This window comes from Nocardioides sp. zg-1308 (assembly GCF_013155375.1).
In the GTDB taxonomy this organism is placed as follows: domain Bacteria; phylum Actinomycetota; class Actinomycetes; order Propionibacteriales; family Nocardioidaceae; genus Nocardioides; species Nocardioides renjunii.
Genome location: NZ_JABJQY010000002.1, coordinates 150,813 through 174,266 on the forward strand (window position 1 = coordinate 150,813; position 23,454 = coordinate 174,266).

A 23,454-nucleotide genomic window follows, 5' to 3' on the forward strand; every position below is an offset into this window, starting at 1 on the left:
TCAGGCCTTCTGGGCCGCGCGCAGGTCGCGGCGCAGCTCGGGCGGCAGGGCGAAGATGAGCGACTCCTCGGCGGAGTGCACCGCACGGGCGTCGGGGTAGCCGCGCTCGGACAGGTAGGCCAGCACGCCCTCGACGAGGTCCTCGGGCACCGAGGCGCCGGACGTTACCGACACGGTCTCGACGCCGTCGAGCCACGCCTCGTCGATCTCCGTGTGGTCGTCGACGAGGTACGACGCCTTGGCGCCGGACTCGAGCGCCACCTCGACGAGCCGCACGGAGTTCGACGAGTTGCGCGAGCCGACCACGATCACGAGGTCCGCGCCGGCGGAGATCTCCTTGATGGCCAGCTGGCGGTTCTGGGTGGCGTAGCAGATGTCGTCGCTCGGCGGGTCGAGCAGCAGCGGGAACTTCTCGCGGATCGCGGCCACCGTCTCGAGCGTCTCGTCGACGCTGAGCGTGGTCTGCGAGAGCCAGGCGACCTTCGCGGGGTCGCGCACGACGATGCCCGCGACGTCGGCCGGGCTCTCGACGAGCTGGATGTGGTCGGGCGCCTCGCCCGCGGTGCCCTCGACCTCCTCGTGGCCGGCGTGCCCGATGAGGAGGATGTCGTAGTCGTCGCCCGCGAAGCGCTTCGCCTCGTGGTGGACCTTGGTCACCAGCGGGCACGTCGCGTCGATGGTCTTGAGCCCGCGGTCGGCGGCCTGGGCGTGGACGACCGGCGAGACGCCGTGCGCGGAGAACACCACCGTCCTGCCCTCGGGCACCTCGTCGAGCTCCTCGACGAAGATGGCCCCGCGCGCCTCGAGGTCGGCCACGACGTGCTTGTTGTGCACGATCTGCTTGCGGACGTAGACCGGCGAGCCGTAGAGGTCGAGCGCCTTCTCCACCGTGATCACGGCCCGGTCCACCCCGGCGCAGTAGCCGCGGGGGGCCGCGAGGAGGACGCTCCTGGCGCTCTCGGGGTCGAGCACCGGGGGCAGGCCGAGGTCGGTCGTCATGGGTCCGAGTCTACGGCCCGGCCGGGTGCCGTCGGACCGCTCGCCTATCCTCGCCGCGTGCCCTCCCTCCGCGACGCCACGGTCGAGTCCCCGGCGCCGGTCCGCGCCGTGGCCAACGCCGTCTCGCAGTGGATCGACAAGCTCGGCGGCGTGTGGGTCGAGGGCCAGATCGCCCAGGTCAACCGGCGCCCCGGGGTCAACACCGTCTTCATGACCCTGCGCGACACCGTCGCGGACATCTCGGTGACCCTCACCTGCGCCCGCTCGCTCTTCGACTCGATGAACCCTCCCCTCGTCGAGGGGGCCAGCGTCGTGGTGCACGCCCGGCCCAGCTTCTACGCCAACCGGGGCTCCTTCTCGCTGGCCGCCCGGGAGATCCGGATGGTCGGGCTCGGCGAGCTGCTCGCCCGCCTCGAGCGGCGCCGCCAGCTGCTCGCCGCGGAGGGCCTGTTCGCGCCGGAGCTCAAGCGCGACCTGCCGTTCCTGCCGGGCCGCGTCGGCCTCGTCACGGCCCCCAACAGCGCCGCCGAGCGCGACGTCCTGGAGAACGCGCGCCGCCGCTGGCCGGCCGTGCAGTTCGAGGTGGCCTACGCCGCCATGCAGGGGCAGCGCTCGGCCGCCGAGGTGATGGAGGCGCTCGACCGGCTCGAGCGCAACCCCGACGTCGACGTCATCGTGGTCGCCCGCGGAGGCGGCTCCATCGAGGACCTGCTGCCCTTCTCCGACGAGGCCCTCGTCCGAGCGGTCCACGGCCTGCGCACCCCCGTGGTCTCGGCGATCGGCCACGAGCCCGACCAGCCGCTGCTCGACCTCGTCGCCGACGTACGCGCCTCGACCCCCACCGATGCCGCCAAGCTGGTCGTGCCCGACATGGCCGAGGAGGTCCAGGGCGTGACGTGGGCGCGCGACCGGCTGCGGCAGGTGATCACCCAGCGCATCGCCCGCGAGCAGGAGTGGCTCCTGACGCTGCGCTCCCGCCCGGCGATGGCCGATCCGCGCAACCTGCTCTCCGTCCGTTCCGACGAGGTCGACGAGCTGCTGGCGCGCGCCCGTCGTACGCTCTCGCACCGGCTCGACCGCGCCGCCGACGACATCGGCCACCAGCGCGCGAGGGCCCAGGCACTCTCCCCCCTGGCCACCCTCCAGCGGGGCTACGCCGTGCTGCAGGACGCCGACGGGCACGTCGTGACCTCAGTCGGCCAGACCGCCGCCGGCGCCGCCGTCTCGGTGCGGGTCGCCGACGGCCGCATCCACGCCACCACCGACCGCATCGACACAGCCACGCTGATGGAGGACCCCGATGAGTGACGCCCCGAGCTACGAAGAGGCCCGCGAGGAGCTCATCGAGGTGGTCCGCACCCTCGAGGCGGGCGGCACGACCCTCGAGGAGTCGCTGGCCCTGTGGGAGCGCGGCGAGGCGCTGGCCACGCTGTGCCAGGAGTGGCTCGACGGCGCCCGCAAGCGGCTCGACGGGGCGATCGGCACCGAGCCGGACGACTGATCGGCCGGGATGCTCCCTACTGCGTGAGCAGCCCGACGAACGCCTCGACGTCCTCGACCGGCGCCGAGCCGTAGACCAGCAGCGACTCGTCGCCGAGCTCGGTCGAGAAGCCGTGGTCACCGCCCTCGTCGGTCCAGGTCTGCCAGGTGTCGGTGATCTCGGACTCGATCTCGGCGTCCTCGCCGGCCTCGGCCTTCTCGTCGACGTACTCCTCGACGAGCTCGTCGACCGAGGCGTCGCGCTGCCGGATGCCGACGAAGTCGCCCTCGTCGGTCAGCACTCCGAGCCCCCAGCGCGGGTCGTCGCCCGCCTCGAGCTCCACGCTCGTCGCGATCCAGCCCGCCGGCAGCTCGCGGGGGTGCACGACCTCGAGGCCGGCCTGCTGCGCGACCTCCACGCTGTCCTGCCAGTCCACGGGTTCCGGGCGGTCGTCGGACTCGGCGCGGAAGATCCCGCGCCAGGCGACGAACGCAAGGACGAACACCACCGTGACGATCAGGGCGCCGATCATGCCGCTGAAGGAGCGGGTGTACCGGCTCGGCTGCTCACTCACTCCACCATCCTCCCAGCCGCCCGATAGTCCGTATCAATCGGCTGGTGGCCGGGCCCCCTGGACCAGCCGTTCGACACGGACCACCCGGGTGGGGCGGTGGCAGACGGAACCGCAGGTGCGGAGACAACGGCGCGGTTGGATCCGCAGGTGCGGCATACTGCCACCGTGATCACCTACCGACTCGCGGAGGCGGCCGAGATCCTGGCCGTGAGCGACGACACCGTACGCCGCTGGGTGGACGCCGGCCGGCTGCCCTCGCGCCGCACCGACGGGCGTACGACCGTGTCCGGCGCCGACCTCGCCGAGCTCGCCGAGCACCTGGCCGAGTCCGCGGAGGTGGCCGAGCGCGACCGCACCCGCGCGAGCACGGTCAGCGCCCGCAACCGGATGAGCGGGATCGTCACCCGGGTCAAGCGCGACCCGGTGATGGCGCAGGTGGAGATGATCTGCGGCCCCTACCGCGTGGTCTCGCTGATGAGCACCGACGCCGCGGACGAGCTCGGGCTCGAGCCCGGGGTCCGCGCCATCGCCAGCGTGAAGTCCACCAACGTCGTCGTCGAGGTCCCGCAGTGAGGCGCGTCCTGACCGCCCTGTCGCTGGTCGCCCTGCTCCCCCTCACCGCCTGCGGCGGCGGGGACGACGACACCACGCTGACCGTGCTGGCCGCGGCCAGCCTCACCGGGACGTTCACCGAGCTGGCCGCCACCTTCGAGGAGGCCCACCCCGGCGTCGAGGTGGAGCTGGTGTTCGGCTCGTCCACCACGCTCGCCGAGCAGGCCGTCGACGGCGCACCCGGCGACGTGCTGGCCACGGCCGACGAGGCGTCCATGACGGTCGCCGAGGACGGGGGGGTGCTGGCTGGACGTCCCGAGGCGTTCGCGAGCAACCGGCTCGTGCTCGTCGCACCGGCCGACAACCCGGCCGGCATCGAGTCCCTCACCGACCTCGACGACCCCGACGTCGACTACGTCCGCTGCGCCGAGACGGCCCCGTGCGGGTCCAGCGCCGTCGCCCTGCTCGACGACGCCGGCATCCAGTCCGCGCCCGCCAGCGAGGAGGTCGACGTCAAGGCCGTGCTCGCCCGCGTGACCCAGGGCGAGGCCGACGCCGGGCTCGTCTATCGCACGGACTCGCGGGCGGCCGGCGACGCGGTGCGCGAGGTGGCGACGGACGACCTCGACGACTACGGCCCCGCCTACGCCAACAACTACTACGTCGCCGCCGTCGACGGGAGCGTCGACGGGAGCGACGACGCGACCGCCGACCTGGCCGCCGACTTCGTCGCCCTCGTCACCGGCGCCGAGGCCGCCGAGGTCCTCGGCGTGGCCGGCTTCGGCGGGATCGTGCGCGAGTGACCGGCCCCCGTCTGGGCCGGGCGCCGGCGGTCCTGCTCGTCCCCGCCGCCGCAGGAGTGGCCCTCCTCGTCGTCCCCCTCGTCACCCTCGTCCTCGACACCCCGTGGCGCACCCTGCCCGACCACCTGAGCTCCGAGGTCGTCCGGCAGGCGCTGACCATCACCGCCCTCAGCAGCCTGCTGACGGTCCTCGCCTGCGTCGCGATCGGTACGCCCCTGGCCTGGCTGCTCGCGCGCGTCGACTTCCGCGGCCGGCGGGTCGTCCGCGCCCTCGTGCTGGTCCCCCTCGTGCTGCCGCCCGTCGTCGCGGGCGTCGCTCTGGTGACGGCCCTGGGCCGGAGCGGCCTCGTCGGCCAGCACCTGCCCTTCACCATCCCCTACACGACGGCGGGCGTGGTCCTGGCCCACACCTTCGTCTCCCTGCCGTTCTACGTGCTCGCCGTGGAGGGTGCGCTGCGCACGCACGGGTCGTCGTACGACGTCGTGGCCGCGACGCTCGGTGCCGACCGTTGGACGACCTTCCGCCGGGTCACCCTCCCGCTCGCGCTGCCGGGCGTCCTCGCGGGCAGCGCCCTGGCCTGGGCGCGGAGCCTCGGCGAGTTCGGCGCCACGATCACCTTCGCCGGCAACTACCCCGGCACCACCCAGACGATGCCGAGCCTCATCTACGTCGCGCTCAACTCCGACCCCACCGTCGCGCGCAGCCTCAGCCTCATCCTGCTCGCCCTGTCCGTCGCGGTGCTGGTGCTGCTCCGCGAGCGCTGGGCGGTCGGGCGATGATGCGCGTCGAGGTGGACCTGCCCGGTCGGGTGCAGGCCGCGGTCGGCGCCGAGGCGGGCGAGGTGGTCGTCGTGATCGGGCCCAACGGCGCCGGCAAGTCGACGCTGCTGCGCGCGGTCGCCGGGCTCGAGCCCGGCCGGGTCCGGGTGGGCGGGGAGGAGTGGACCGACCTCGACGTGCCACGCCGCCGGGTGGGCTACGTCTTCCAGGACCAGAGCCTGTTCCCCCACCTGTCGGCCCTCGACAACGTCGCGTTCGGTCCCCGCGCCCGCGGCCGCGACCGGCGCGCGGCCGAGGCCACGGCGCGCGACTGGCTCGAGCGGTTCGGCATCGCCGACCTGGCCGACCGACGCCCGCGCGAGCTGTCCGGCGGCCAGGCGCAGCGCGTCGCCATCGCCCGCGCGCTGGCCACCGATCCCGAGGTCCTCCTGCTCGACGAGCCGTTCACCGGCCTCGACGTCTCCGTGCAGATGGCGCTCCGCATCGAGCTGGGGCAGCACCTGCGCGACTTCGCGGGCGTCGCTCTCCTGGTCACCCACGACGCGATCGACGCGCTGACCCTGGCCGACCGCGTGCTCGTCCTCGACGCGGGTCGCGTCGCCCAGGAGGGACCTCCCGCCGAGGTGGCGGCCGAGCCGCGCACCGCCCACGTCGCCCGCCTCGTCGGTCTCAACCTCGTCGCCGACGGCGACGACCTCATCGCGTTCACGCCCGACACCGTGGTGGTCTCCCTCCACGAGCCGGAGGGGTCGTCGCGGCTGCGCTGGCGCGGGACGATCGGCACGCTCGCGCCGCACGGCGACGCCGTACGCCTGCTGGTGCACGCCTCCCCCGACCTGCTCGCCGACCTCACGCCGGCGGCCGCCACTGAGCTCGCGCTGGTGCCGGGCCGGGAGGTGTGGCTCTCCGTCGAGGCGACGGCCGTGAGCCGCTACGGAGCACGTGGCCGGGCGGCACCCCGCGATCGCTAGCATGCGAGCCATGAGCGACAGCGCCCCCAAGCCCGAACGCAACCTCGCCCTCGAGCTCGTGCGGGTCACGGAGGCGGCCGCGATGGCGGCCGGGCGCTGGGTGGGTCGCGGCGACAAGAACGACGCGGACGGCGTCGCGGTCAACGCGATGCGGGTGATGATCTCCACCGTCGAGATGCGCGGCACCGTCGTCATCGGCGAGGGCGAGAAGGACAACGCCCCCATGCTCTACAACGGCGAGGAGGTGGGCGACGGCACCGGCGCGGAGTGCGACGTCGCGGTCGACCCGATCGACGGCACCACCCTGACCGCCAAGGGCATGAGCAACGCCATCTCGGTGCTCGCGGTGGCGCCCCGCGGCTCGATGTACGACCCCAGCGCGGTGTTCTACATGGAGAAGCTGGTCACCGGGCCCGAGGCCGCCGACGTCGTCGACATCCGCCTGCCGGTGAAGGAGAACATCGCCCGCGTCGCCAAGGCGAAGAACCTCTCGGCCCACGACGTGACCGTGGTGCTGCTCGACCGGCCGCGCCACGCGCAGCTCGTCGAGGAGATCCGCGAGACCGGCGCTCGCATCAAGTACATCACCGACGGCGACGTGGCCGGCGCGATCATGGCGGCTCGTCCCGACACCGGCGTCGACCTGCTGCTCGGCATCGGCGGGACGCCCGAGGGCATCATCGCCGCCTGCGCGATGAAGTGCCTCGGCGGCACGATCCAGGGCCGGCTGTGGCCGCAGGACGACGACGAGCGGCAGCGCGCGCTCGACGCCGGCCACGACCTCGACCCCGACGTCGTGCTCGGCACCGACGACCTCGTCACCGGCGACGACGCCTTCTTCGTGGCCACCGGCATCACCGACGGCGAGCTCATGCGGGGCGTGCGCTACCGCGGCGACGGCGTCACGACGCACTCCCTCGTCATGCGCTCGCGCAGCGGCACCGTGCGCTCGATCACCGCCGACCACCGCCTGTCGAAGCTACGCGCTCTGTCCCCGATCGACTTCGACAGCTGACAGCGGCGTCGCCGGGCGCAGGGCCGCCGAGACGGCGGTGATCACCGCCGGGTCGAAGCCCATCCCCAGGTGGGAGGAGCGCACCTCCACCGCGCGGGCGGCGGGGTCGACGCACGCGCGCCAGTCCACGATGCCGTCGCGGCGGGAGAAGATGGCGGTGAAGTCGACGTCGTCGGCCAGTGGCGCGCGCGCCCGGTCGAAGCTCTGCTGGGCGCAGAGGCCCGCCACGCAGTCCTCGGCCATCAGGTTGCGCAGGCCCGCGCGCTGGAGCCGGACGAGGAGGTCGACGCTGCGGGCGAGCGAGGCGTGGTGTGCTCCCGGTGCGAGCACCGGGCTGCCGAGGGTCACGATGCCGGCCACCAGGTCGGGCCGCCGAGCGGCCACCCCTCGCGCCAGCATCCCGCCGAGGCTGTGGCCGACGACCCGCACCCGCGCCCCGCGCCGCTGGGCGATCTCCTCGAGGCGCTCCTCGAGCTGCGCGGCGGCCGCGATCGTGCAGCCCACGTTGGCCCGGATGTCCGCCCGGTAGGTGCGGAAGCCCTCGCGGCGCAGCGTCCGGCTCATCGCCGACAGCGATGCGTCCCCGGCGAGGAAGCCCGGCACCAGCAGCACCGGCTCGGCGGACCGCACCGGACCCGAGCCGCAGGGCGTACGACGTCGCGACCCGCGCGAGCCCATCGCGTGCACGGCGTAGCGGCCGACCTCGGTGACGACCGACCCCTCCCGCAGCACGGCGGCGACCGAGGGCTGTGCGAAGCCCTCGGGCGTGAGGAACGCCGCCACTGTGCGCCTGGTCACACCGTCGAACCTAGCCGAGCGCCCCACCGGGTCGTGGGACCTGCGCCACGACGGGTGCTGGGGCGAGCCCCGATCGTGTTCACTGGAGCCATGTCCTCCGCACGTCCCCCCCGCAACGGCCCGCCCGTGGCCTCCGAGGAGCTCTACGCGCCGATCGGCAACGAGGTCGAGCTCTGCTACCAGACCTTCGGTGATCCCGACGACGAGCCGCTGCTCCTCGTGATGGGTCTCAGCGGGCCGATGACCTGGTGGGACCAGGTCTTCTGCGAGAAGCTGGCCGACGCCGGCTTCCACGTCGTGCGCTACGACAACCGCGACACCGGCCGGTCCTCACGCATCGCGGCGCCCGTGCGCCACGACCAGCTGCTGCGGGCCTTCGCCACCGGGCGCGCCCAGACGCCGTACTCCATGTCCGACCTCGCCGTGGACGCGGTGTCCCTGCTCGACCACCTCGGCATCGAGTCCGCGCACCTCGTCGGGGTGTCGATGGGCGGCATGATCGCGCAGACCGTGGCCATCGAGCACCCCGCGCGCGTGCGGTCGCTGACGAGCATCAGCTCGACCACCGGACGGCGCACCGTCGGGTGGCAGCACCCCTCCCTGCTCCCCCGGCTGATCGCCCCGCGCAGGCCGGGCCGGGACGCCTACGTCGAGAGCAGCATCGCGATGTGGGCGGTCATCGGCTCGGTCGGCTACCCGACCGAGGACGAGGCGCTGCGCTCGCGCGCGCTCGAGACGTTCGACCGCGGCGTCAGCACCAGCGGCGTGCTGCGCCAGATGCTGGCGATCCTCACCCAGCCGGACCGCACCCAGCGGCTGCGCAGCCTCCGGGTGCCCGCACTCGTCCTGCACGGCACGGCCGACAAGATGGTGCACGTCAGCGGTGGCCGCGCGACCGCGGCCGCCATCCCCGGCGCCGAGCTCGTGCTGGTGGACGGCATGGGCCACGACCTGCCCCCGGGCCTGTTCGAGACCTTCGTCGAGGCGATCCGCCGCACGGCCGACCGCGCCTGAGGACCGCCCGGCCGTGGTACGCGCGGCGGGACGTCAGCCCTCGACGGCGTGCGCTCCCGGTGCCGCGGAGGCGGTGAAGAGCTCGGGCTCGCCGAAGCCGGCGTCGGAGAAGGCGCCCCGCACCGCGTCGCCCGCGGCGTCCACCTCGCCCTCGGCCACCAGCGCGATGACGCACCCGCCGAACCCGCCGCCGGTCATCCGCGCGCCGAGCGCGCCCGCACCGAGCAGCGCCTCGACAGCGGTGTCCACCTCGGGGACGGTGATCCGGAAGTCGTCGCGCATCGAGGCGTGCGAGGCGGACAGGACCGGCCCGAGGTCCGCGAGCCGTCCGTCGCGCAGCAGGTCGACCGCCTCCAGCACCCGGGCGTCCTCGGTGACGACGTGGCGGACGTAGCGCCGCAGCTCGTCGTCGTCCAGGCTGGCGAGCGCCGCGTCGAGGTCGTCGGCGCCGACGTCGCGCAGGGCCGGGACGTCCAGCTGCCGGGCCGCCTGCTCGCAGCCGCGGCGCCGGGCGGCGTACTCACCGTCGGCGTGCCGGTGCGGAGCACGGGTGTCGGCAACCAGCAGCGCCAGCCCCGAGGCGCCCGGGTCGAACGGGACCGACTGGGAGGTGAGGTCGCGCATGTCGCAGAAGAGGGCGTGGCCCTCCTCGCCGCGCAGGCTGGCCAGCTGGTCCATCCCTCCCGTCGGCGCGCCCACGGCGTCGTTCTCGACGCGCCGGCTCAGTGCGAGCAGGCCGGCCGGTCCGAGGTCGAGGCCGAGCCGCTCGTCGAGCGCGCACACGACCGAGCAGACCAGGGCGGCCGAGGAGGACAGCCCGGCGCCCGAGGGGACGTCGGAGTCGACCTCGATCCGCAGCGGCGGGACCTCCACCCCGTCGTCGTGCAGCAGCCACAGCGCGCCGAGGACGTACGTCGCCCAGTCGGGGGTGTCGTCGCGACCGCTCAGCCCCGACCGCCGGACCCTCACCTCGCCCGGCTCCTGCACCGACACGACGGACCAGCCGTCGGTCGCCGGGGACAGCGTCGTGGCACATCCCATCGGCAGCGCCATCGGCAGCACGAACCCGTCGTTGTAGTCGGTGTGCTCGCCGATGAGGTTGATCCGTCCGGGCGCGAACCAGCTCGTCACGTCGGGCCTTTCTGGTGGTGTGTTCGATGGGGTGACCTGCTGTTGCCAAACCCTAGTCGCAGCCGATAGACCAGTGACCCGAGTCACAAGGAGGAGTGCGCAATGGCAGCACGATCATCGACCCGACAGCGGGGTCGCCCACGCGGGAAGCGGATCGCCGGCTCGGTGGCCACGCTGGCGCTCGCCAGCAGCCTGCTGGCCGCCTGCGGCGGCGACGGCGGCAAGCCGACGCTCAACTGGTACGTCAACCCCGACGGCGTCGACACCTTCAAGACCTACGCCGAGGAGTGCAGCACCGACCAGTACGACATCGCGGTGCAGCAGCTGCCGTCCAGCGCGACCGACCAGCGCACCCAGCTGGCCCGGCGCCTCGCGGCCGAGGACTCCTCCACCGACCTCATGAACCTCGACCCGGTGTTCGTCGCCGAGTTCGCCAACGCCGGATGGCTGCAGAAGATCCCCGACGAGCTCGCCACCGAGATCACCGACGGCGGCGACTACCTCCAGGGCGCCGTCGACACGGTCACGTGGGACGACGGCGTCTACGCCATCCCGCTGTGGGCCAACACCCAGGTCCTCTGGTATCGCAAGTCCCTCGCCGAGGCGGCCGGGCTCGACATGAGCCAGCCCGTCACGTGGGACCAGGTGATCGAGGCCGCCTCGTCGCAGGGCGGCACGGTCGGCGTCCAGGCCAACCGCTACGAGGCCTACGTCGTGTGGATCAACGCGATGATGCAGGGTGCCGGCGGCGCGATCGTCACCGACACCGAGGCCGGCCGCGACGCCAAGGTCGAGCTCGACAGCGACGCCGGTCGCGAGGCTGCGTCCATCATCCAGAAGCTCGCGGACAGCGAGGCAGCGCAGGCCGACCTCACCGTCTCCAACGAGGGCACCAGCCTCGGTCAGATGTTCCCCGAGGACGGCCCCGGCGAGTTCATGGTCAACTGGACGTTCGTCTACGCCAACTACAAGGGTCTGATCGGTGCCCCCGGCGGCCCCGCCGACGAGCAGGAGTTCGAGGACCTCGGCTGGGCGCGCTACCCCGCCACCGTCGAGGGCGAGGCGTCCAAGCCGCCGATCGGCGGCATCGACATCGGGCTGGGCGCCTACTCCGAGCACCCCGAGTGGGCGCTGGAGGCCGGCCAGTGCATCACCTCCACCGACGCGCAGGTCGACCTGGCCGTCAACGACGGCCTGATGCCGTCGACCAACTCGGCCTACGACGAGGTCGCGGCGAGCGGCGAGTTCCCCGAGGACCTCCTCGACCTCTACCGCACCAGCGTCGACGAGGGCGGGCCGCGGCCCAAGAGCCCGTTCTACAGCCAGATCTCCAGCGCCGTGCAGTCGGTCTGGCACTCCCCGACGTCGGTGACGCCGGACTCGACCCCGCAGGAGTCGGCCGACTTCCTGACCGAGGTCCTCGCCGGAAGGAGCCTGCTGTGACGCACACGACCGTGGCGCCCGACGACAAGCGAGACGTGCGTCGGGCCAACAAGGTCGCCGCGAGCGACCGTTCGAAGGCCGAGAACCGGCTCGGCATGAGGCTGGTCGCCCCGGCGATCTTCCTCATGCTGCTGGTGACGGCGTTCCCCATGCTGCGGGCGCTCTACCTGAGCGTCTTCAACTACAGCCTGACCGCCCCGGACGACCGGGAGTTCGTCGGGCTCTCCAACTACTGGACCGCGCTGACCGACTCGCTGTTCTGGGAGACCACCCTCAACACCGTCTTCATCATGGTGGTGACCGTGGCGGTGGAGCTCGTCATCGGCTTCGCCTTCGCAATGGTGATGCACCGGGTGATCTTCGCCCGCGGCATCATCCGGACCTCGATCCTCATCCCCTACGGCATCATCACGGTGGTGTCGGGCTTCGCCTGGCAGTTCGCCTTCAGCAACAACAACGGCTTCGTCAACGAGTGGCTGCCCTTCGTCGAGGACGGGTTCAACTGGTTCGGCCAGTACGGCTCGGCGATGGCGGCGATCATGGTCTCCGAGATCTGGAAGACCACGCCGTTCATGTCGCTGCTGCTGCTGGCGGGCCTCGCGCAGGTGTCCGAGGACATGCTCGAGGCGGCGAAGGTCGACGGCGCGACGTGGTGGCAGCGGCTGTGGAAGGTGATCCTGCCCAACATGCGCTCGGCGATCATGGTGGCGGTGCTCTTCCGCGCCCTCGACGCCTACCGCATCTTCGACAACATCTACGTGATGACCGCCGGCGCCCAGGGCACCGAGTCCATCTCGTTCCTCACCTATCGGCAGGTCATCGAGCAGTTCCAGCTCGGCATCGGGTCAGCGCTGTCCGTGCTGCTGTTCCTCTCGGTGCTGCTCATCGCGTTCCTGATCGTCAAGATCTTCCGCGTCGACCTGGCCGCAGCGCGGCAGGAGGGCTGAGGCATGTCCACCAAGAACAAGATCGGCATCGTCATCGGGGCCGCACTCATCCTCGTGTGGTGCCTGCTCCCGGTCGCCTGGATCATCTCGCTCTCCTTCAAGAGCCAGGAGGCCATCACCAACGGAAGCCCGGGCTTCTTCCCCTCCGAGGGAGGCGGGGCGGGCTGGCAGAACTACCGCGACGTGCTGGCCGACGACCAGTTCCTGCGCTCGATCCTCAACTCGATCGGCATCTCGCTCATCGCGACGTTCCTCTCGGTCGTCATCGCCACGCTCGCGGCGTACGCCATCGCCCGCCTCGAGTTCACCGGCAAGAAGCTGGTGCTGACCCTGGCCCTGGTGATCGCGATGTTCCCGGTGGTGTCGCTCGTCGGACCGCTGTTCGACATGTGGCGCACGCTCGGCATCTACGACACGTGGCCGGGCCTGATCATCCCCTACATGTCCTTCACGCTCCCCCTCGCGATCTGGACGTTGTCGGCCTTCTTCCGCGAGATCCCCTGGGAGATGGAGCAGGCCGCGCAGGTGGACGGCGCCACGTCGTGGCAGGCGTTCCGCAAGGTGATCGTGCCGCTGGCGGCGCCGGGTGTCTTCACCGCGGCGATCCTGACGTTCTTCTTCGCGTGGAACGACTTCGTCTTCGGCATCTCGCTCACCTCGACGGAGCAGGCCCGGCCGATCCCGGCCGCGCTGTCGTTCTTCGTGGGGTCCGACCCGTTCAACCGGCCGGCGTCACTGCTGGCCGCAGGGGCCGTCGTCTCGACGATCCCGATCATCGTCATCGTCCTGCTGTTCCAGCGCAAGATCGTCGCCGGCCTCACCTCCGGCGCAGTGAAGGGGTGAAGCTGTCATGGCCGCCATCGAGATGAAGAACATCGTCAAGAAGTACGGCGACGGGTTCCCGGCCGTCAACGACATCAGCATCGACGTCGCGGACGGGGAGTTCCTGATCCTCGTGGGACCGTCGGGATGCGGGAAGTCGACACTGCTGCGGATGATCGTCGGGCTGGAGGACATCACCGACGGCGACATGATGATCGGCGGCAAGCGGGTCAACGACCTCGCCCCGCGCGACCGCAACCTCGCCATGGTGTTCCAGAACTACGCGCTCTACCCCCACCTCACCGTCTACGAGAACATCGCGTTCCCGCTGCGCCTGGCCGGCGCCTCGGACTCCGAGGTCGACCAGAAGGTGCGCGAGGCCTCCAAGACGCTGGAGCTCGACGAGCACCTCGAGCGCAAGCCCGGCAACCTCTCGGGCGGGCAGCGCCAGCGCGTCGCCATGGGTCGCGCCATCGTCCGTGAGGCCGAGGCGTTCCTCTTCGACGAGCCGCTGTCCAACCTCGACGCCAAGCTCCGCGGGCAGATGCGCACCGAGATCTCGCGCCTGCAGAAGCGGCTCGGCATCACCACGGTCTACGTCACCCACGACCAGACCGAGGCGATGACGCTGGGCGACCGGGTCGCCGTGCTCAAGCGCGGCATCCTCCAGCAGCTCGCCACGCCGCGCGAGCTCTACGAGAACCCCGCCAACCTCTTCGTCGCGGGGTTCATCGGCTCCCCGCCGATGAACTTCCTGCCCGCCAAGGTCAACGGCGACATGGTCGAGCTGCCGTTCGGCACGGTCAGGATGCCGGCCGACAAGGCGCAGAAGGCCCAGGGCAAGGACCTGCTCATCGCGGGCATCCGGCCCGAGCACTTCGAGGACGCCAGCGTCGTCGACCCCGACAAGGTCACCGACGAGGCGACGTTCCGGGCCAAGGTCGACGTCGTGGAGTGGCTCGGCAACGAGGCCTACGCCTACGTCCCGTTCGAGGCGCCGCCGGAGGTGCAGAAGCAGCTCCAGCAGCTCGAGCGCGACCTCGACGGGGAGTCCCTGCGCACCCAGCTGGTGGTGTCCCTCGACGGCGCCAGCCGGATCAGCGAGGGCGACGAGGCCACCATCTGGGTCGACGCCCGCAAGATCCACCTGTTCGACCCGTCGACGGGCGACAACCTCACCATGGACTCGTCACGCGCCGGCACGGTGCCGGGCGGCAACACCATGGCGATGGCCGAGCAGGTCGGCGAGCAGCAGGACAGCGTCCAGCCCGGCTCGGACCAGGCGACGACCTGACCCGCGGGCCGTCACGACCGTGACGGCCCCCCTGATGTCCGGCCCCGCAGGTCGGCGTGGAACGAGGCCCCGGGAGCAGCTGCTCCCGGGGCCTCGCCTCGTGCGTGGGGTCCTCGTGCGGGACCTCGACCGGCCGTCAGGCCGAGAGCCGCTGGCCCGACTCGGTGTCGAACACGTGCACGTGCTCGGGGTCGGTCGTGACGAACAGCGTCTCGCCCTTCTGGGGGTCGTGGCGACCGCTCATCCGGATGATGATCGTCGAGGGCACGCCCTCCACGTCGCTGGTGCCGTAGACGTAGCTGTCCGCGCCGAGCTGCTCGACGACCGTCACCATGACGGGGAGACCGCCCTGGTCGGCCGTCACGATGCGCCAGTTCTCCGGACGTACGCCGACCGTGACCTTGCCGGCCATGGTGCGCTCCGCCGTGCGGTCGACGGGCACGGAGTAGCCACCGACCTTCACCGTCCCGTCCTCGGCGGCGACGCCCTCGAGGAGGTTCATCTGCGGGGAGCCGATGAAGCCGGCGACGAAGAGGTTGGCGGGCTTGTCGTAGAGCCGCAGCGGGGTGTCGACCTGCTGGAGGATGCCCAGCTTCATGACCGCGACCCGGTCGCCCATCGTCATCGCCTCGACCTGGTCGTGGGTGACGTAGACGGTCGTGATGCCGAGGTCCTGCTGGAGGCGCGCGATGTCGGTGCGGGTCTGCACGCGCATCTTGGCGTCGAGGTTGGACAGGGGCTCGTCCATGCAGAACACCTGGGGCTGACGCACGATCGCGCGACCCATCGCCACCCGCTGGCGCTGGCCGCCCGACAGGGCCTTCGGCTTGCGCTGGAGGAACTCGGTGAGCCCGAGCATCTCCGCCGCCTGCGCGACGCGCTTCTTGCGCTCGTCGGTCGAGACCTTGGCCATCTTGAGCGAGAACCCCATGTTCTCCTCCACGGACATGTGGGGGTAGAGCGCGTAGTTCTGGAAGACCATCGCGATGTCGCGGTCCTTCGGCGGGACGTTGGTGACGTCCCGGTCCCCGATGCGGATGCGACCCTCGTTGACCTCCTCGAGACCCGCGAGCATGCGCAGGGTCGTGGACTTGCCGCAGCCGGACGGGCCGACGAGGACCATGAACTCGCCGTCCTCGATCTCGAGGTCGATCCCCGGGACTGCTGGTTCATCGGCCCCGGGATACCACCGCTGGGCGCCTTCGAACGTCACTGATGCCATTGTTTGCTCCTTCACCGGCAGGTACGTGCCGGACGATCCGTCGTGAAGTGACTGCGGTCACAGTAGCGGAGTCGCGGCTGGATGGCTCCCCCCGGAGCGGGCGGGGGTGTGCGGCCGGGGTGGGGCGGCGTACGGCTGGTGGGGCTCAGTAGGTGCCGAGGTACTTGCGCGGCGTCCCCGGCGCGGGGAGCCGCTGCACGGTGACCGAGCCCATCAGGGCCATGCCGCGCACCCGCACCAGCGGGGAGTCGGCGCCCAGCTCGGCGGGCACCTTGTCCTTGGCCTGGCTGTACTCGCCCATGATCGGCGTCCCGTCGACCACCGCGTGCATGTGCGCCGGGATGATGATCTTCACCTCGCCCATGACGGCGCTGGCGTTGATGATCGTCTCGGCCCCCGACAGCTGGGCCTGCCGCAGGTCGACCACGACCGAGCCCATCATCGCGAAGGCGCTGTGGTGCTCGGGCACCGCCCAGACGCCCTGGCGCTTGGTCTCGCTCATGATGGCGAGGGACGAGTTGTGACCGACCGCGGGGAGTCCGGGAGGCGTACGACGCACCGGCGCGGTGGCGGGCGGCGTCACGGGCCCGGCGGCCTGCAGGTCGAGCGTGATCGGGACGAGCTCACCGTAGGTCTTGGCCTGCCAGGTCAGCTCGAGGCGCTCCTCGAGCTCGTCGAGGTCGATGCGCCCCTCCCCCGCGGCGTCACGCAGCACGTCGGCGACGCGCTGCCGGTCGGCGTCGGAGATGCGCATCTGCGACGGGTCGTGCGGGCGGTTCTCGATCTCCCCCATGGGGCCAGCCTAGCGATCTCGCGCGACCTGACCCGTGACAGTCGTCAGCCGGTGCCGCGGCCGGCGGGCCGGGCACGACGCGGAGGTGGCGCCGGACGGGACGGCGCGGGACGGACGGGCGCAGCGACGTGCTGCCAGTCCTTGGACGACACCCAGTAGCCGCCCCAGCCCCACCCGAGCCGTGCGAACGCCTCGACGGGCAGGTCCTCGACCCGGATCACGCCCGGGGGGACGGGGGCCGAGCTGCCGCGGTCGATGGCGGCGTAACGGCGGCCGGCCGGCGGCGCGATCGAGCCCGGCCGGACGTAGGGGTTCTGCACGGGGTTGAGGTCGATGGCCGCGCCGTAGGCGTGGTCGGACCAGCCCTGCTGCCCGGCGACGCGGCGGCAGTTGAAGCCGGAGGAGTTGTTGGCCGCCATGGAGCGGTCGTCGTCCCCGCCGTAGTCGTCGACCAGGCGCATCCGGGCGATCGGCCAGCCTGCGTCGTAGAGGTCGCGGAAGACGCCCGTGACCCCCCGGGCGAAGCGGCGGTGGACCACCATCTCGCCGGTGCGGGCGCGGCCGTCGAAGTCGCGGTGGGTCATCCTGAGGTAGCGCAGGTCGCGCAGCGGCACGGGGCAGCCGGGGCCGTGGCTGGTCCGCATCCGCCGGCGGAGGTCGGCGTCGATGCGCTGGATCGCGGAGGAGTACGCCGGGTCCTCGGCCTGCGCCTCGCCGCGGGTGGCCGCCAGGCCGGTGCACCTGCGTCGGTCCTGCCAGGCCGCCACCGCCGCCGACCGGGCGGTCCCGGTGAGCGGGCGCGGTTTGCCGCCCGGGGCGATGCGGGCCGGCGCCCACGCGTCGCCCACCACGCCGTCGCGGTCCACCGTGAGGGTGAGCACGCCGGTGCCCGGCTGGCGGTCGTGGTACCAGAGGAAGTTGCCGAGCCCGTACCCCACGTAGGTGTCGCCGGACCAGCCCGAGCCGCCCACGACGTGGGAGTGGCTGCCGACGACCACGTCGGCGCCCGCGTCCGCGAGGTTGCGGGCGAGCAGCCGCTGGCGCTGGCTCGGGCACGCCTGCTGCTCGAGGCCCCAGTGGAGGTAGACCACCACGACGTCGCCCGCGTCGGCGGCGGCCTCGACGGCGGCCAGCAGCGCGTCCGGCCGGGTCTCCCGGGCGGCGGCGAGACCGGGGGTGTCGGCGCCGGCCGCCCAGACCCGGCTCCGGCCCTCGCGGAACACCGCGTCGGCGGCCAGGAAGGCGACGTCGACGCCGTCCACGCTGACCCGGTGGGGCGTGAAGGCGTCGTCGAGGTCGCGCCCGGCGCCCACCATGGCGACACCCTTCGCGCGACCGGCGGCCAGGGTGTCGGCGAGGCCGGCCTGGCCGTAGTCGCCCGCGTGGTTGTTGGCGACGCTCACCACGTCGACACCCGCGTCGGCGAGCACGTCGAGGGCCTGCGGCGACGTGCGGAAGTGGTAGCGGTTGCCCGGCGCCTCCAGCTCCTTGGGGTCGCGCGTCGGGTGGTCGGTGACCGGCGTCTCGAGGTTCACCATCGCCACGTCGGCGCGCTTGAACGCACGCGAGACCGGCCCCAGCGCGCCCTGCCGAGGCAGGAGCCGCTGCAGCTGCGCCTCGAAGTGCACGTCCCCCGCGAAGGCCAGCGTGATCCGTGGCGAGGCCGGGGTCGCGACGGCGTCGTCCGCGAGCTCCTGGGGCGGGACCGGACCGGTCCGCGAGTCACCCGGCGGGCTCGACGAGCACGCCACCAGCGCGAGGGCTGCGACTGCCGCACCGCCCCACGCCCGTACGTCCATGCAGCGATTGTGCCTCGCACCACCCCACCGGGGGTCCGGCGTGCGTCAAAGGTCCGTCAAAGGTGGGTCGACGTGCGTCAGGCAGTCAGGTCCGACGGCTGCGCGGAGGCCAGCAGGCGGCTGACCGCGAGCGCGGCCTGGCGCCCGGCACGGGACGCGCCGACGGTGCTGGCGGAAGGGCCGTAGCCGACCAGCTGGACCCGCGGGTCGCGCACCGCCGTCGTGGCGCCCTGCACGTTGCCGACCACCGGGACGAGGGCGATCCCGCCCGCGGGGCTGCGCAGGTCGAGCGGCGCGAGGTGGTCGACCGCAGGGCGGAAGCCGGTCGCCCACAGGATCGCGTCGACGGGCTCGAAGCGGCCGTCCGCCCACCTCACGCCCTCGGCCTCGATCCGCTCGAACATCGGCTGCCGGTCGTAGGCACCGAGCCGGGCCGCCTCCTGCTCCTGCGGGCGGAGCGCGAGACCGGTCACGCTGACCACGCTGGCCGGCGGCAGCCCGCGGCGTACGCGCTCCTCCACCGCGGTCACGGCGGCGAGCCCGGCCTCGGCGTCGAAGCCGTCGCGCCACACCGGCGGTCGTCGGGTCACCCACAGCGTCCCCGTCACCGGAGCCAGCTCGCCGAGGAGCTGCACGGCCGAGGCGCCCCCGCCCACGACGAGCACCCGCCTGCCGCGGAAGTGCTCGGCTCCGGGGTAGTGCGCGGCGTGGACCTGCTCGCCGGCGAACGACGCGATGCCGGGGTAGTAGGGGACGAAGGGGCGCGTCCAGGTGCCGGTGGCGTTGACGAGGGTGCGGGTGTGCCACGTCCGCCCGGGCGACCGGACCACCAGCAGGTCGCCCTCGCTGTCGACGCGCTCGACCCGCACCGGCCGCACCACCGGGAGGTGGTGCCACCGCTCGTAGTCCTCGAAGTAGTCGGGCACGACGACGTTCGCGGCGCGCTGCGAGCCGGTCGGCGCGGTCGAGCCGGGCAGGTCCGCCACCCCGTGCACGTCGGCCATGCTGAGCGAGGCCCACCGGTGCTGCCACGCGCCGCCCGCCTGGGGGTTGGCGTCGAGCACGACGTGGTCGATCCCCCGCTGGCGCAGGAAGTACGACGCCGCGAGCCCCGCCTGCCCGGCGCCGATCACGACCGAGTCGAGGACCGGCTCGTCCGGGGGCTGCGGCGTGCGCTGGCGTGCGTCCATGCCGGTCCAACGCCGCGCGGACGGCCCCTATGCCCGCGACCGGGGCCGTGGCAGCCTCGGGGCATGGACACCGCCACCCGCGCCACGACCCTGCTCGAGCTGCACCACACCGGCACCACGCTGGTGCTCCCCAACGTCTGGGACGCCTGGTCCGCCCGGTCCGTCGCCGACGCGGGGTTCACCGCGCTGAGCATCGGCAGCCACCCGCTCGCCGACTCCCGCGGCCAGGGCGACAACGAGGACATGTCGATCGACGACGCCCTCGACGGCGTACGCCGCATCTGCTCCGCCGTGCCCGACGTGCCCGTGACCGCCGACATGGAGGCCGGCTACGGCGCGGCACCGGCGGAGCTGGTCGAGCGCCTGCTGGAGGCCGGCGCGGTGGGGCTCAACATCGAGGACACCGTGCACTCCGAGGGCGGTCGGATGCGCTCGGTCGCCGAGCACGCCGACTACATCGGCGGGCTCCGCCAGGCGGCCGACGCGGCGGGCGTCGACCTCGTCGTCAACGCCCGCACCGACGTCTTCCTGAAGAAGGATCGGTTCGAGGACCCCGTCGGCGAGGCCGTCGCCCGCCTCCGTGCGTGCGAGGAGGCGGGCGCCCGCTGCGTCTACCCGGTCGGCGTGCCCGACGCGGCGACCCTCCAGGCGGTGCTGGACGCGGTCTCCGGTCCGGTCAACGTCATCGCCAACCCGCGCACCGGATCCGCCGCCGGGTCGCTGGAGGACCTCCAGGTGATGGGCGTGCACCGGGTGACGTTCGGTCCCAAGCTGATGCAGGAGCTCGCCCAGGACCTGGTCACGCTGGTCGCTCCCTGGCGCTGACGGGTCAGCCGACCAGCTCGGGCTCGCGCTCGTCGCGCCACTGCGCGGACGCGTGGCCGCGCTCCAGCGACTCGCCCTCGACGTCGATGACGGGCAGGACCCGGTCGAGCCAGCGCGGCAGCCACCAGGCCTTCTCGCCGAGCAGATAGAGCAGCGCCGGGACGAGCACCATCCGCACGACGAAGGCGTCGAAGAGCACCGCCACGGCGAGCGCGAACCCCATCGACTTGATGATCGGCTCGTCGGTGAGCATGAAGGCCGCGAAGACCGAGGTCATGATCACGGCGGCCGCCGCGACGACGCGTGCGGAGTTGCGGAAGCCGTCGACCACCGCCTCGCGCGGCGAGGCACCGTGGACGTGCGCCTCGCGGATCCGGGTGACGAGGAAGACCTGGTAGTCCATCGCGAGCCCGAACACCACGCCGATCAGGAAGATCGGCATGAACGACACGAGCGGCGCGCCCTCGACGAGGCCGAACATGCCCTCCTGGAAGACCAGCACGGTGGCCCCGAGCGTGGCCAGCACGGAGAGCAGGAAGCCCAAGGTGGCGGTCAGCGGCACGAGGATCGACCGGAAGACGAGCATGAGGAGCAGGAAGGCGAGCCCGATGACGACCGTCAGGTAGACCGGGAGCGCGTCGGCGAGCTTCTCCGAGACGTCGGCCTGGATGGCGGTGATCCCGGTGACGCCGGTGGTCGTGCCCGTCGCGGACTCGAGGGCGGGCTGGCCGTCGCGCAGGGCGTGCAGCAGGTCCTCGGTGGCAACGTCGTCGGCGCCGGTGGAGGGCGTCACCAGCACCTGGGCACCGGTGCCGTCCTCGTTGGTGGCGACGACCTGGGCGTTGACGACGCCGTCCTGGCCGGCCGCCCAGTCGACGACCTCGCCGAACGCGGCCTCGCGGTCCGGCTCGGCGACGTCGCGCGCGTCCACCACCACGACGAGCGGACCCTGGCGACCCGGGCCGAAGCCCTGGGCGACCAGGTCGGCGGCGCGGCGCTGGGTGGTCTCGGGTGAGGCCGTGGAGTCCGTCGGGAACGCCAGGTGCAGGTCCTTGACGGGTACAGCGAGCGCGCCGAGGCCGACGACGACGAGCAGGATCGCCGCCACGGGCGCACGACCGACGAGCCTGGCCCAGCGCACGCCGTTGTTGAGCACGCGACCGCGCTCGTCGCGCTGCGGGCGGTAGCGGCGGATGCGTCCGCCGAACGCCCACGACTTCACCATGCCGAGCACGGCGGGGAGCAGGGTCAGCGCGACCAGCACGGCGACCAGCACCGTGCCGGCGGCGGCGAGGCCCATGGTGGTGAGGAACGGGATGCCGACGACCGAGAGCGCGGCGAGCGCGATGAGGACCGTCAGTCCGGCGAACACGACGGCCGACCCGGCGGTGCCGGTCGCGATGCCCATCGCCTCCGCACGGTCGTCGGTGTGCTCGAGCTCGCTGCGGTAGCGGGCGAGGATGAACAGCGCGTAGTCGATGCCGACGGCGAGGCCGATCATGCTGGCCAGGATCGGCGTGCTGGAGCCGATGTCGAAGAACGCGGTCGACCCGACGACGCCGAGCAGGCCGGTGCCGAGGCCGATGAGGGCGGTGATGATCGGGATGCCGGCGGCGACGACGGAGCCGAAGACGATGAGCAGCACGATGATCGCGACGCCGATGCCGATGAGCTCGGCGGAGGCGCCCTCGGGCATGGAGACCAGGCCCGAGCCGTTGACCTCCGCGGTGAGGCCGCCGGCGTCGGCCTCGGCGACCACGTCCTTGATGGCCTCGACGGTCGCCGGCTCCACGTCCGTGACGGTGTCGACGTCGAGGACGTAGCTGATGGTGCCGGTCCGGCCGTCCTCGGACAGCGGGGAGAGCGCGGCGAAGTCCTCGCGGGCCGCCGCCTCGTCGCCGCCGGCCTCGACCACCGCGTCCACCATCTGCTGCTCCTGCCCCGCGGCGGCGGCCACCGGGTCGAGGATCGTCTCGGCGGCCGGTGCCTGCGGGGTGTCCGCGAGCTCGGCGACCAGCGCGGCCACGCGGTCGGCGTACGGCTCCTCGTCGAGCGTGCTGCCCTCCGGCGCGGCCACGACGACCGTGATGCCCGCCTGGTCGAAGGCGTCGACGGCGTCGGGGAACAGCTCCTCCTGCAGGTCGGCGGCCTCCTCCGACTCGATGCCGGGGATGGAGAAGGCGTCGGTCATCGGCTGGCTGATCGCGGTGGCGGTGAAGCCGACCGCGACGAGCGCGACGAGCCAGGCGGCGACGAAGACGTACCAGCGGCGGTAGGCCGTGCGGCCGAGGCGGAACAGGAGGCGGGCCATGGGGCTGCTTTCTGGGAGGTGAACGTGGTGCGGTGGGTGTGGCGGCGGGGGGTTCGGGGGCGTCGTCAGCCGAAGAGGCGGCGGACGGTGGCGATGCCGGAGACGATGAGCCCGGCGAAGTCCTGCTCGGGGTCGTCGATGAAGGCGGTGACCGCGGCCTCGGTGACGCCGCCGAGGACCGCGACGGCGAGGTGCACGTCGCGCGCGGGCAGGTCGCCGCCCGGGCGCTGGACGGCGGCCTCGACCAGGCGCTCGACGAGCCGGCGCATCCGGTCCTTGAGCGTGAGCAGCAGGACCGGATTGGCGTGCACGATGCGGTCGAACCGCCGGAGCACCTCGCGGTCGACGTCCTCGTTCTCGAGGATCGCCAGCAGCAGGGCCTGCAGGTCCTCGATCAGGTCGCCGGTCGGGCCGCCGGTGCGGAACGTCTCCAGCGCGTCCGGGTCGATGACGACGTCCGGGCCGAGCACCGCGTCGACCTTGCTCGGGAAGTAGTTGAACAGGGTGCGGCGCGAGACGTCGGCGGCCAGGGCGAGGTCGTTCATCGTGAAGCCATCGATGCTGCCGTGCTCGTCGGCGAGCCGCTGGGCGGCGTCGACGATGCGCAGCTCGGTCGTCCGCCGACCGCGGCGGTGGATTGCACTATCGGGCACAGAGTGCAGTTTTGCACTCTAGGCCGAATGGTGCAAAAA

Annotated in this window: 23 protein-coding genes; 13 read left to right on the plus strand and 10 right to left on the minus strand. The window is 72.5% G+C overall.

From position 1 onward, the window contains the following. A complete protein-coding gene (locus HN031_RS02455) occupies positions 1–999 on the minus strand; it encodes a 4-hydroxy-3-methylbut-2-enyl diphosphate reductase (RefSeq protein ID WP_172265881.1) in 999 nt (332 codons plus the stop codon). A gap of 57 nt (positions 1,000–1,056) precedes the next feature. Here HN031_RS02455 and xseA point away from each other — a divergent pair, with 57 nt between their 5' ends. Beyond that, positions 1,057–2,307 carry an exodeoxyribonuclease VII large subunit gene (gene xseA / locus HN031_RS02460; protein ID WP_172265884.1) on the plus strand — a complete coding sequence of 417 codons (1,251 nt, stop codon included), beginning with the start codon at positions 1,057–1,059 and terminating at the stop codon, positions 2,305–2,307. After that, positions 2,300–2,500, plus strand: coding sequence for an exodeoxyribonuclease VII small subunit (locus HN031_RS02465; RefSeq protein ID WP_172265887.1), 201 nt, complete (start codon positions 2,300–2,302; stop codon positions 2,498–2,500). Before xseA ends, HN031_RS02465 begins: the two co-directional genes overlap by 8 nt. A gap of 16 nt (positions 2,501–2,516) precedes the next feature. Here HN031_RS02465 and HN031_RS02470 read toward each other — a convergent pair whose 3' ends face one another. Further along, positions 2,517–3,053: a DUF4245 domain-containing protein gene (locus tag HN031_RS02470; protein WP_172265890.1), complete on the minus strand. Its 537-nt coding sequence runs from the start codon at positions 3,051–3,053 to the stop codon at positions 2,517–2,519. Positions 3,054–3,218: 165 nt separating this feature from the next. Between HN031_RS02470 and HN031_RS02475 the strand changes: the two genes are divergently transcribed. From HN031_RS02475 to glpX, 5 genes are read left to right on the plus strand one after another with little or no spacing between them, the layout of a single operon-like run. Next, positions 3,219–3,626 carry a TOBE domain-containing protein gene (locus HN031_RS02475; RefSeq protein ID WP_172265893.1) on the plus strand — a complete coding sequence of 136 codons (408 nt, stop codon included), beginning with the start codon at positions 3,219–3,221 and terminating at the stop codon, positions 3,624–3,626. Continuing rightward, positions 3,623–4,408: a molybdate ABC transporter substrate-binding protein gene (gene modA / locus HN031_RS02480; RefSeq protein WP_172265896.1), complete on the plus strand. Its 786-nt coding sequence runs from the start codon at positions 3,623–3,625 to the stop codon at positions 4,406–4,408. Before HN031_RS02475 ends, modA begins: the two co-directional genes overlap by 4 nt. Beyond that, complete coding sequence (gene modB / locus HN031_RS02485; protein WP_172265899.1) at positions 4,405–5,187, plus strand: molybdate ABC transporter permease subunit; 783 nt, start codon at positions 4,405–4,407, stop codon at positions 5,185–5,187. The genes modA and modB overlap by 4 nt, the downstream gene beginning before the upstream one ends. After that, entirely contained in the window at positions 5,184–6,158 is a 975-nt protein-coding gene (locus HN031_RS22140; RefSeq protein ID WP_172265902.1) for an ABC transporter ATP-binding protein, read from the plus strand. The genes modB and HN031_RS22140 overlap by 4 nt, the downstream gene beginning before the upstream one ends. Positions 6,159–6,168: 10 nt before the next feature. Next, a complete protein-coding gene (gene glpX / locus HN031_RS02495; protein WP_216652027.1) occupies positions 6,169–7,173 on the plus strand; it encodes a class II fructose-bisphosphatase in 1,005 nt (334 codons plus the stop codon). On the opposite strand, the gene HN031_RS02500 is transcribed toward glpX, so the two are convergent. Then, positions 7,138–7,971, minus strand: a complete 834-nt coding sequence (locus HN031_RS02500; RefSeq protein WP_172265907.1) for an alpha/beta fold hydrolase — start codon at positions 7,969–7,971, stop codon at positions 7,138–7,140. The genes glpX and HN031_RS02500 overlap by 36 nt on opposite strands. 90 nt (positions 7,972–8,061) lie before the next feature. Here HN031_RS02500 and HN031_RS02505 point away from each other — a divergent pair, with 90 nt between their 5' ends. Continuing rightward, complete coding sequence (locus tag HN031_RS02505) at positions 8,062–8,985, plus strand: alpha/beta fold hydrolase (protein ID WP_172265910.1); 924 nt, start codon at positions 8,062–8,064, stop codon at positions 8,983–8,985. A 33-nt stretch (positions 8,986–9,018) separates the two neighbouring features. On the opposite strand, the gene galK is transcribed toward HN031_RS02505, so the two are convergent. Beyond that, entirely contained in the window at positions 9,019–10,116 is a 1,098-nt protein-coding gene (galK, locus tag HN031_RS02510; protein ID WP_367650631.1) for a galactokinase, read from the minus strand. A gap of 102 nt (positions 10,117–10,218) precedes the next feature. Between galK and HN031_RS02515 the strand changes: the two genes are divergently transcribed. The 4 genes from HN031_RS02515 to HN031_RS02530 are packed head-to-tail and all read left to right on the plus strand — an operon-like array spanning position 10,219 to position 14,622. Beyond that, positions 10,219–11,559 (plus strand): extracellular solute-binding protein, encoded by a 1,341-nt coding sequence (locus HN031_RS02515; RefSeq protein WP_172265916.1) that lies wholly within the window; start codon positions 10,219–10,221, stop codon positions 11,557–11,559. Next, on the plus strand, positions 11,556–12,506 hold the full coding sequence (locus tag HN031_RS02520; protein ID WP_322919976.1) for a sugar ABC transporter permease: 951 nt from the start codon (positions 11,556–11,558) through the stop codon (positions 12,504–12,506). Before HN031_RS02515 ends, HN031_RS02520 begins: the two co-directional genes overlap by 4 nt. Positions 12,507–12,509: 3 nt before the next feature. Next, positions 12,510–13,349, plus strand: coding sequence for a carbohydrate ABC transporter permease (locus HN031_RS02525; protein WP_172265919.1), 840 nt, complete (start codon positions 12,510–12,512; stop codon positions 13,347–13,349). Between the two features lie 7 nt (positions 13,350–13,356). Next, on the plus strand, positions 13,357–14,622 hold the full coding sequence (locus tag HN031_RS02530; protein ID WP_172265922.1) for an ABC transporter ATP-binding protein: 1,266 nt from the start codon (positions 13,357–13,359) through the stop codon (positions 14,620–14,622). A 136-nt stretch (positions 14,623–14,758) separates the two neighbouring features. Here HN031_RS02530 and HN031_RS02535 read toward each other — a convergent pair whose 3' ends face one another. From HN031_RS02535 to HN031_RS02550, 4 genes are all read right to left on the minus strand, one after another. After that, positions 14,759–15,844 carry an ABC transporter ATP-binding protein gene (locus tag HN031_RS02535; protein WP_172265925.1) on the minus strand — a complete coding sequence of 362 codons (1,086 nt, stop codon included), beginning with the start codon at positions 15,842–15,844 and terminating at the stop codon, positions 14,759–14,761. Between the two features lie 145 nt (positions 15,845–15,989). Further along, positions 15,990–16,637 carry a DUF1707 domain-containing protein gene (locus tag HN031_RS02540; protein WP_172265928.1) on the minus strand — a complete coding sequence of 216 codons (648 nt, stop codon included), beginning with the start codon at positions 16,635–16,637 and terminating at the stop codon, positions 15,990–15,992. 44 nt (positions 16,638–16,681) lie between these two features. After that, entirely contained in the window at positions 16,682–18,436 is a 1,755-nt protein-coding gene (locus HN031_RS02545; protein WP_172265931.1) for a CapA family protein, read from the minus strand. A 77-nt stretch (positions 18,437–18,513) separates the two neighbouring features. After that, entirely contained in the window at positions 18,514–19,626 is a 1,113-nt protein-coding gene (locus tag HN031_RS02550) for an NAD(P)/FAD-dependent oxidoreductase (RefSeq protein ID WP_172265934.1), read from the minus strand. Positions 19,627–19,689: 63 nt separating this feature from the next. On the opposite strand from HN031_RS02550, the gene HN031_RS02555 reads away from it, so the two are divergent. Beyond that, positions 19,690–20,451, plus strand: a complete 762-nt coding sequence (locus tag HN031_RS02555; RefSeq protein ID WP_172265937.1) for an isocitrate lyase/phosphoenolpyruvate mutase family protein — start codon at positions 19,690–19,692, stop codon at positions 20,449–20,451. 4 nt (positions 20,452–20,455) lie between these two features. Here HN031_RS02555 and HN031_RS02560 read toward each other — a convergent pair whose 3' ends face one another. Both HN031_RS02560 and HN031_RS02565 read right to left on the minus strand, forming a co-directional pair. Beyond that, positions 20,456–22,762, minus strand: a complete 2,307-nt coding sequence (locus HN031_RS02560; protein ID WP_172265940.1) for an MMPL family transporter — start codon at positions 22,760–22,762, stop codon at positions 20,456–20,458. Between the two features lie 65 nt (positions 22,763–22,827). Beyond that, positions 22,828–23,415, minus strand: coding sequence for a TetR family transcriptional regulator (locus HN031_RS02565; RefSeq protein ID WP_172265943.1), 588 nt, complete (start codon positions 23,413–23,415; stop codon positions 22,828–22,830). Positions 23,416–23,454 lie beyond the last annotated feature (39 nt).

Coding starts and splice junctions, on each gene's coding strand:
- HN031_RS02555 (WP_172265937.1), top strand. CDS start 19,690: ATGGACACCGCCACCCGCGCCACGACCCTGCTCGAGCTGCACCACACC.
- HN031_RS02455 (WP_172265881.1), bottom strand. CDS start 999: ATGACGACCGACCTCGGCCTGCCCCCGGTGCTCGACCCCGAGAGCGCC.
- glpX (WP_216652027.1), top strand. CDS start 6,169: ATGAGCGACAGCGCCCCCAAGCCCGAACGCAACCTCGCCCTCGAGCTC.
- HN031_RS02535 (WP_172265925.1), bottom strand. CDS start 15,844: ATGGCATCAGTGACGTTCGAAGGCGCCCAGCGGTGGTATCCCGGGGCC.
- HN031_RS22140 (WP_172265902.1), top strand. CDS start 5,184: ATGATGCGCGTCGAGGTGGACCTGCCCGGTCGGGTGCAGGCCGCGGTC.
- HN031_RS02550 (WP_172265934.1), bottom strand. CDS start 19,626: ATGGACGCACGCCAGCGCACGCCGCAGCCCCCGGACGAGCCGGTCCTC.
- HN031_RS02515 (WP_172265916.1), top strand. CDS start 10,219: ATGGCAGCACGATCATCGACCCGACAGCGGGGTCGCCCACGCGGGAAG.
- HN031_RS02540 (WP_172265928.1), bottom strand. CDS start 16,637: ATGGGGGAGATCGAGAACCGCCCGCACGACCCGTCGCAGATGCGCATC.
- HN031_RS02465 (WP_172265887.1), top strand. CDS start 2,300: ATGAGTGACGCCCCGAGCTACGAAGAGGCCCGCGAGGAGCTCATCGAG.
- HN031_RS02530 (WP_172265922.1), top strand. CDS start 13,357: ATGGCCGCCATCGAGATGAAGAACATCGTCAAGAAGTACGGCGACGGG.
- HN031_RS02505 (WP_172265910.1), top strand. CDS start 8,062: ATGTCCTCCGCACGTCCCCCCCGCAACGGCCCGCCCGTGGCCTCCGAG.
- HN031_RS02545 (WP_172265931.1), bottom strand. CDS start 18,436: ATGGACGTACGGGCGTGGGGCGGTGCGGCAGTCGCAGCCCTCGCGCTG.
- HN031_RS02525 (WP_172265919.1), top strand. CDS start 12,510: ATGTCCACCAAGAACAAGATCGGCATCGTCATCGGGGCCGCACTCATC.
- HN031_RS02560 (WP_172265940.1), bottom strand. CDS start 22,762: ATGGCCCGCCTCCTGTTCCGCCTCGGCCGCACGGCCTACCGCCGCTGG.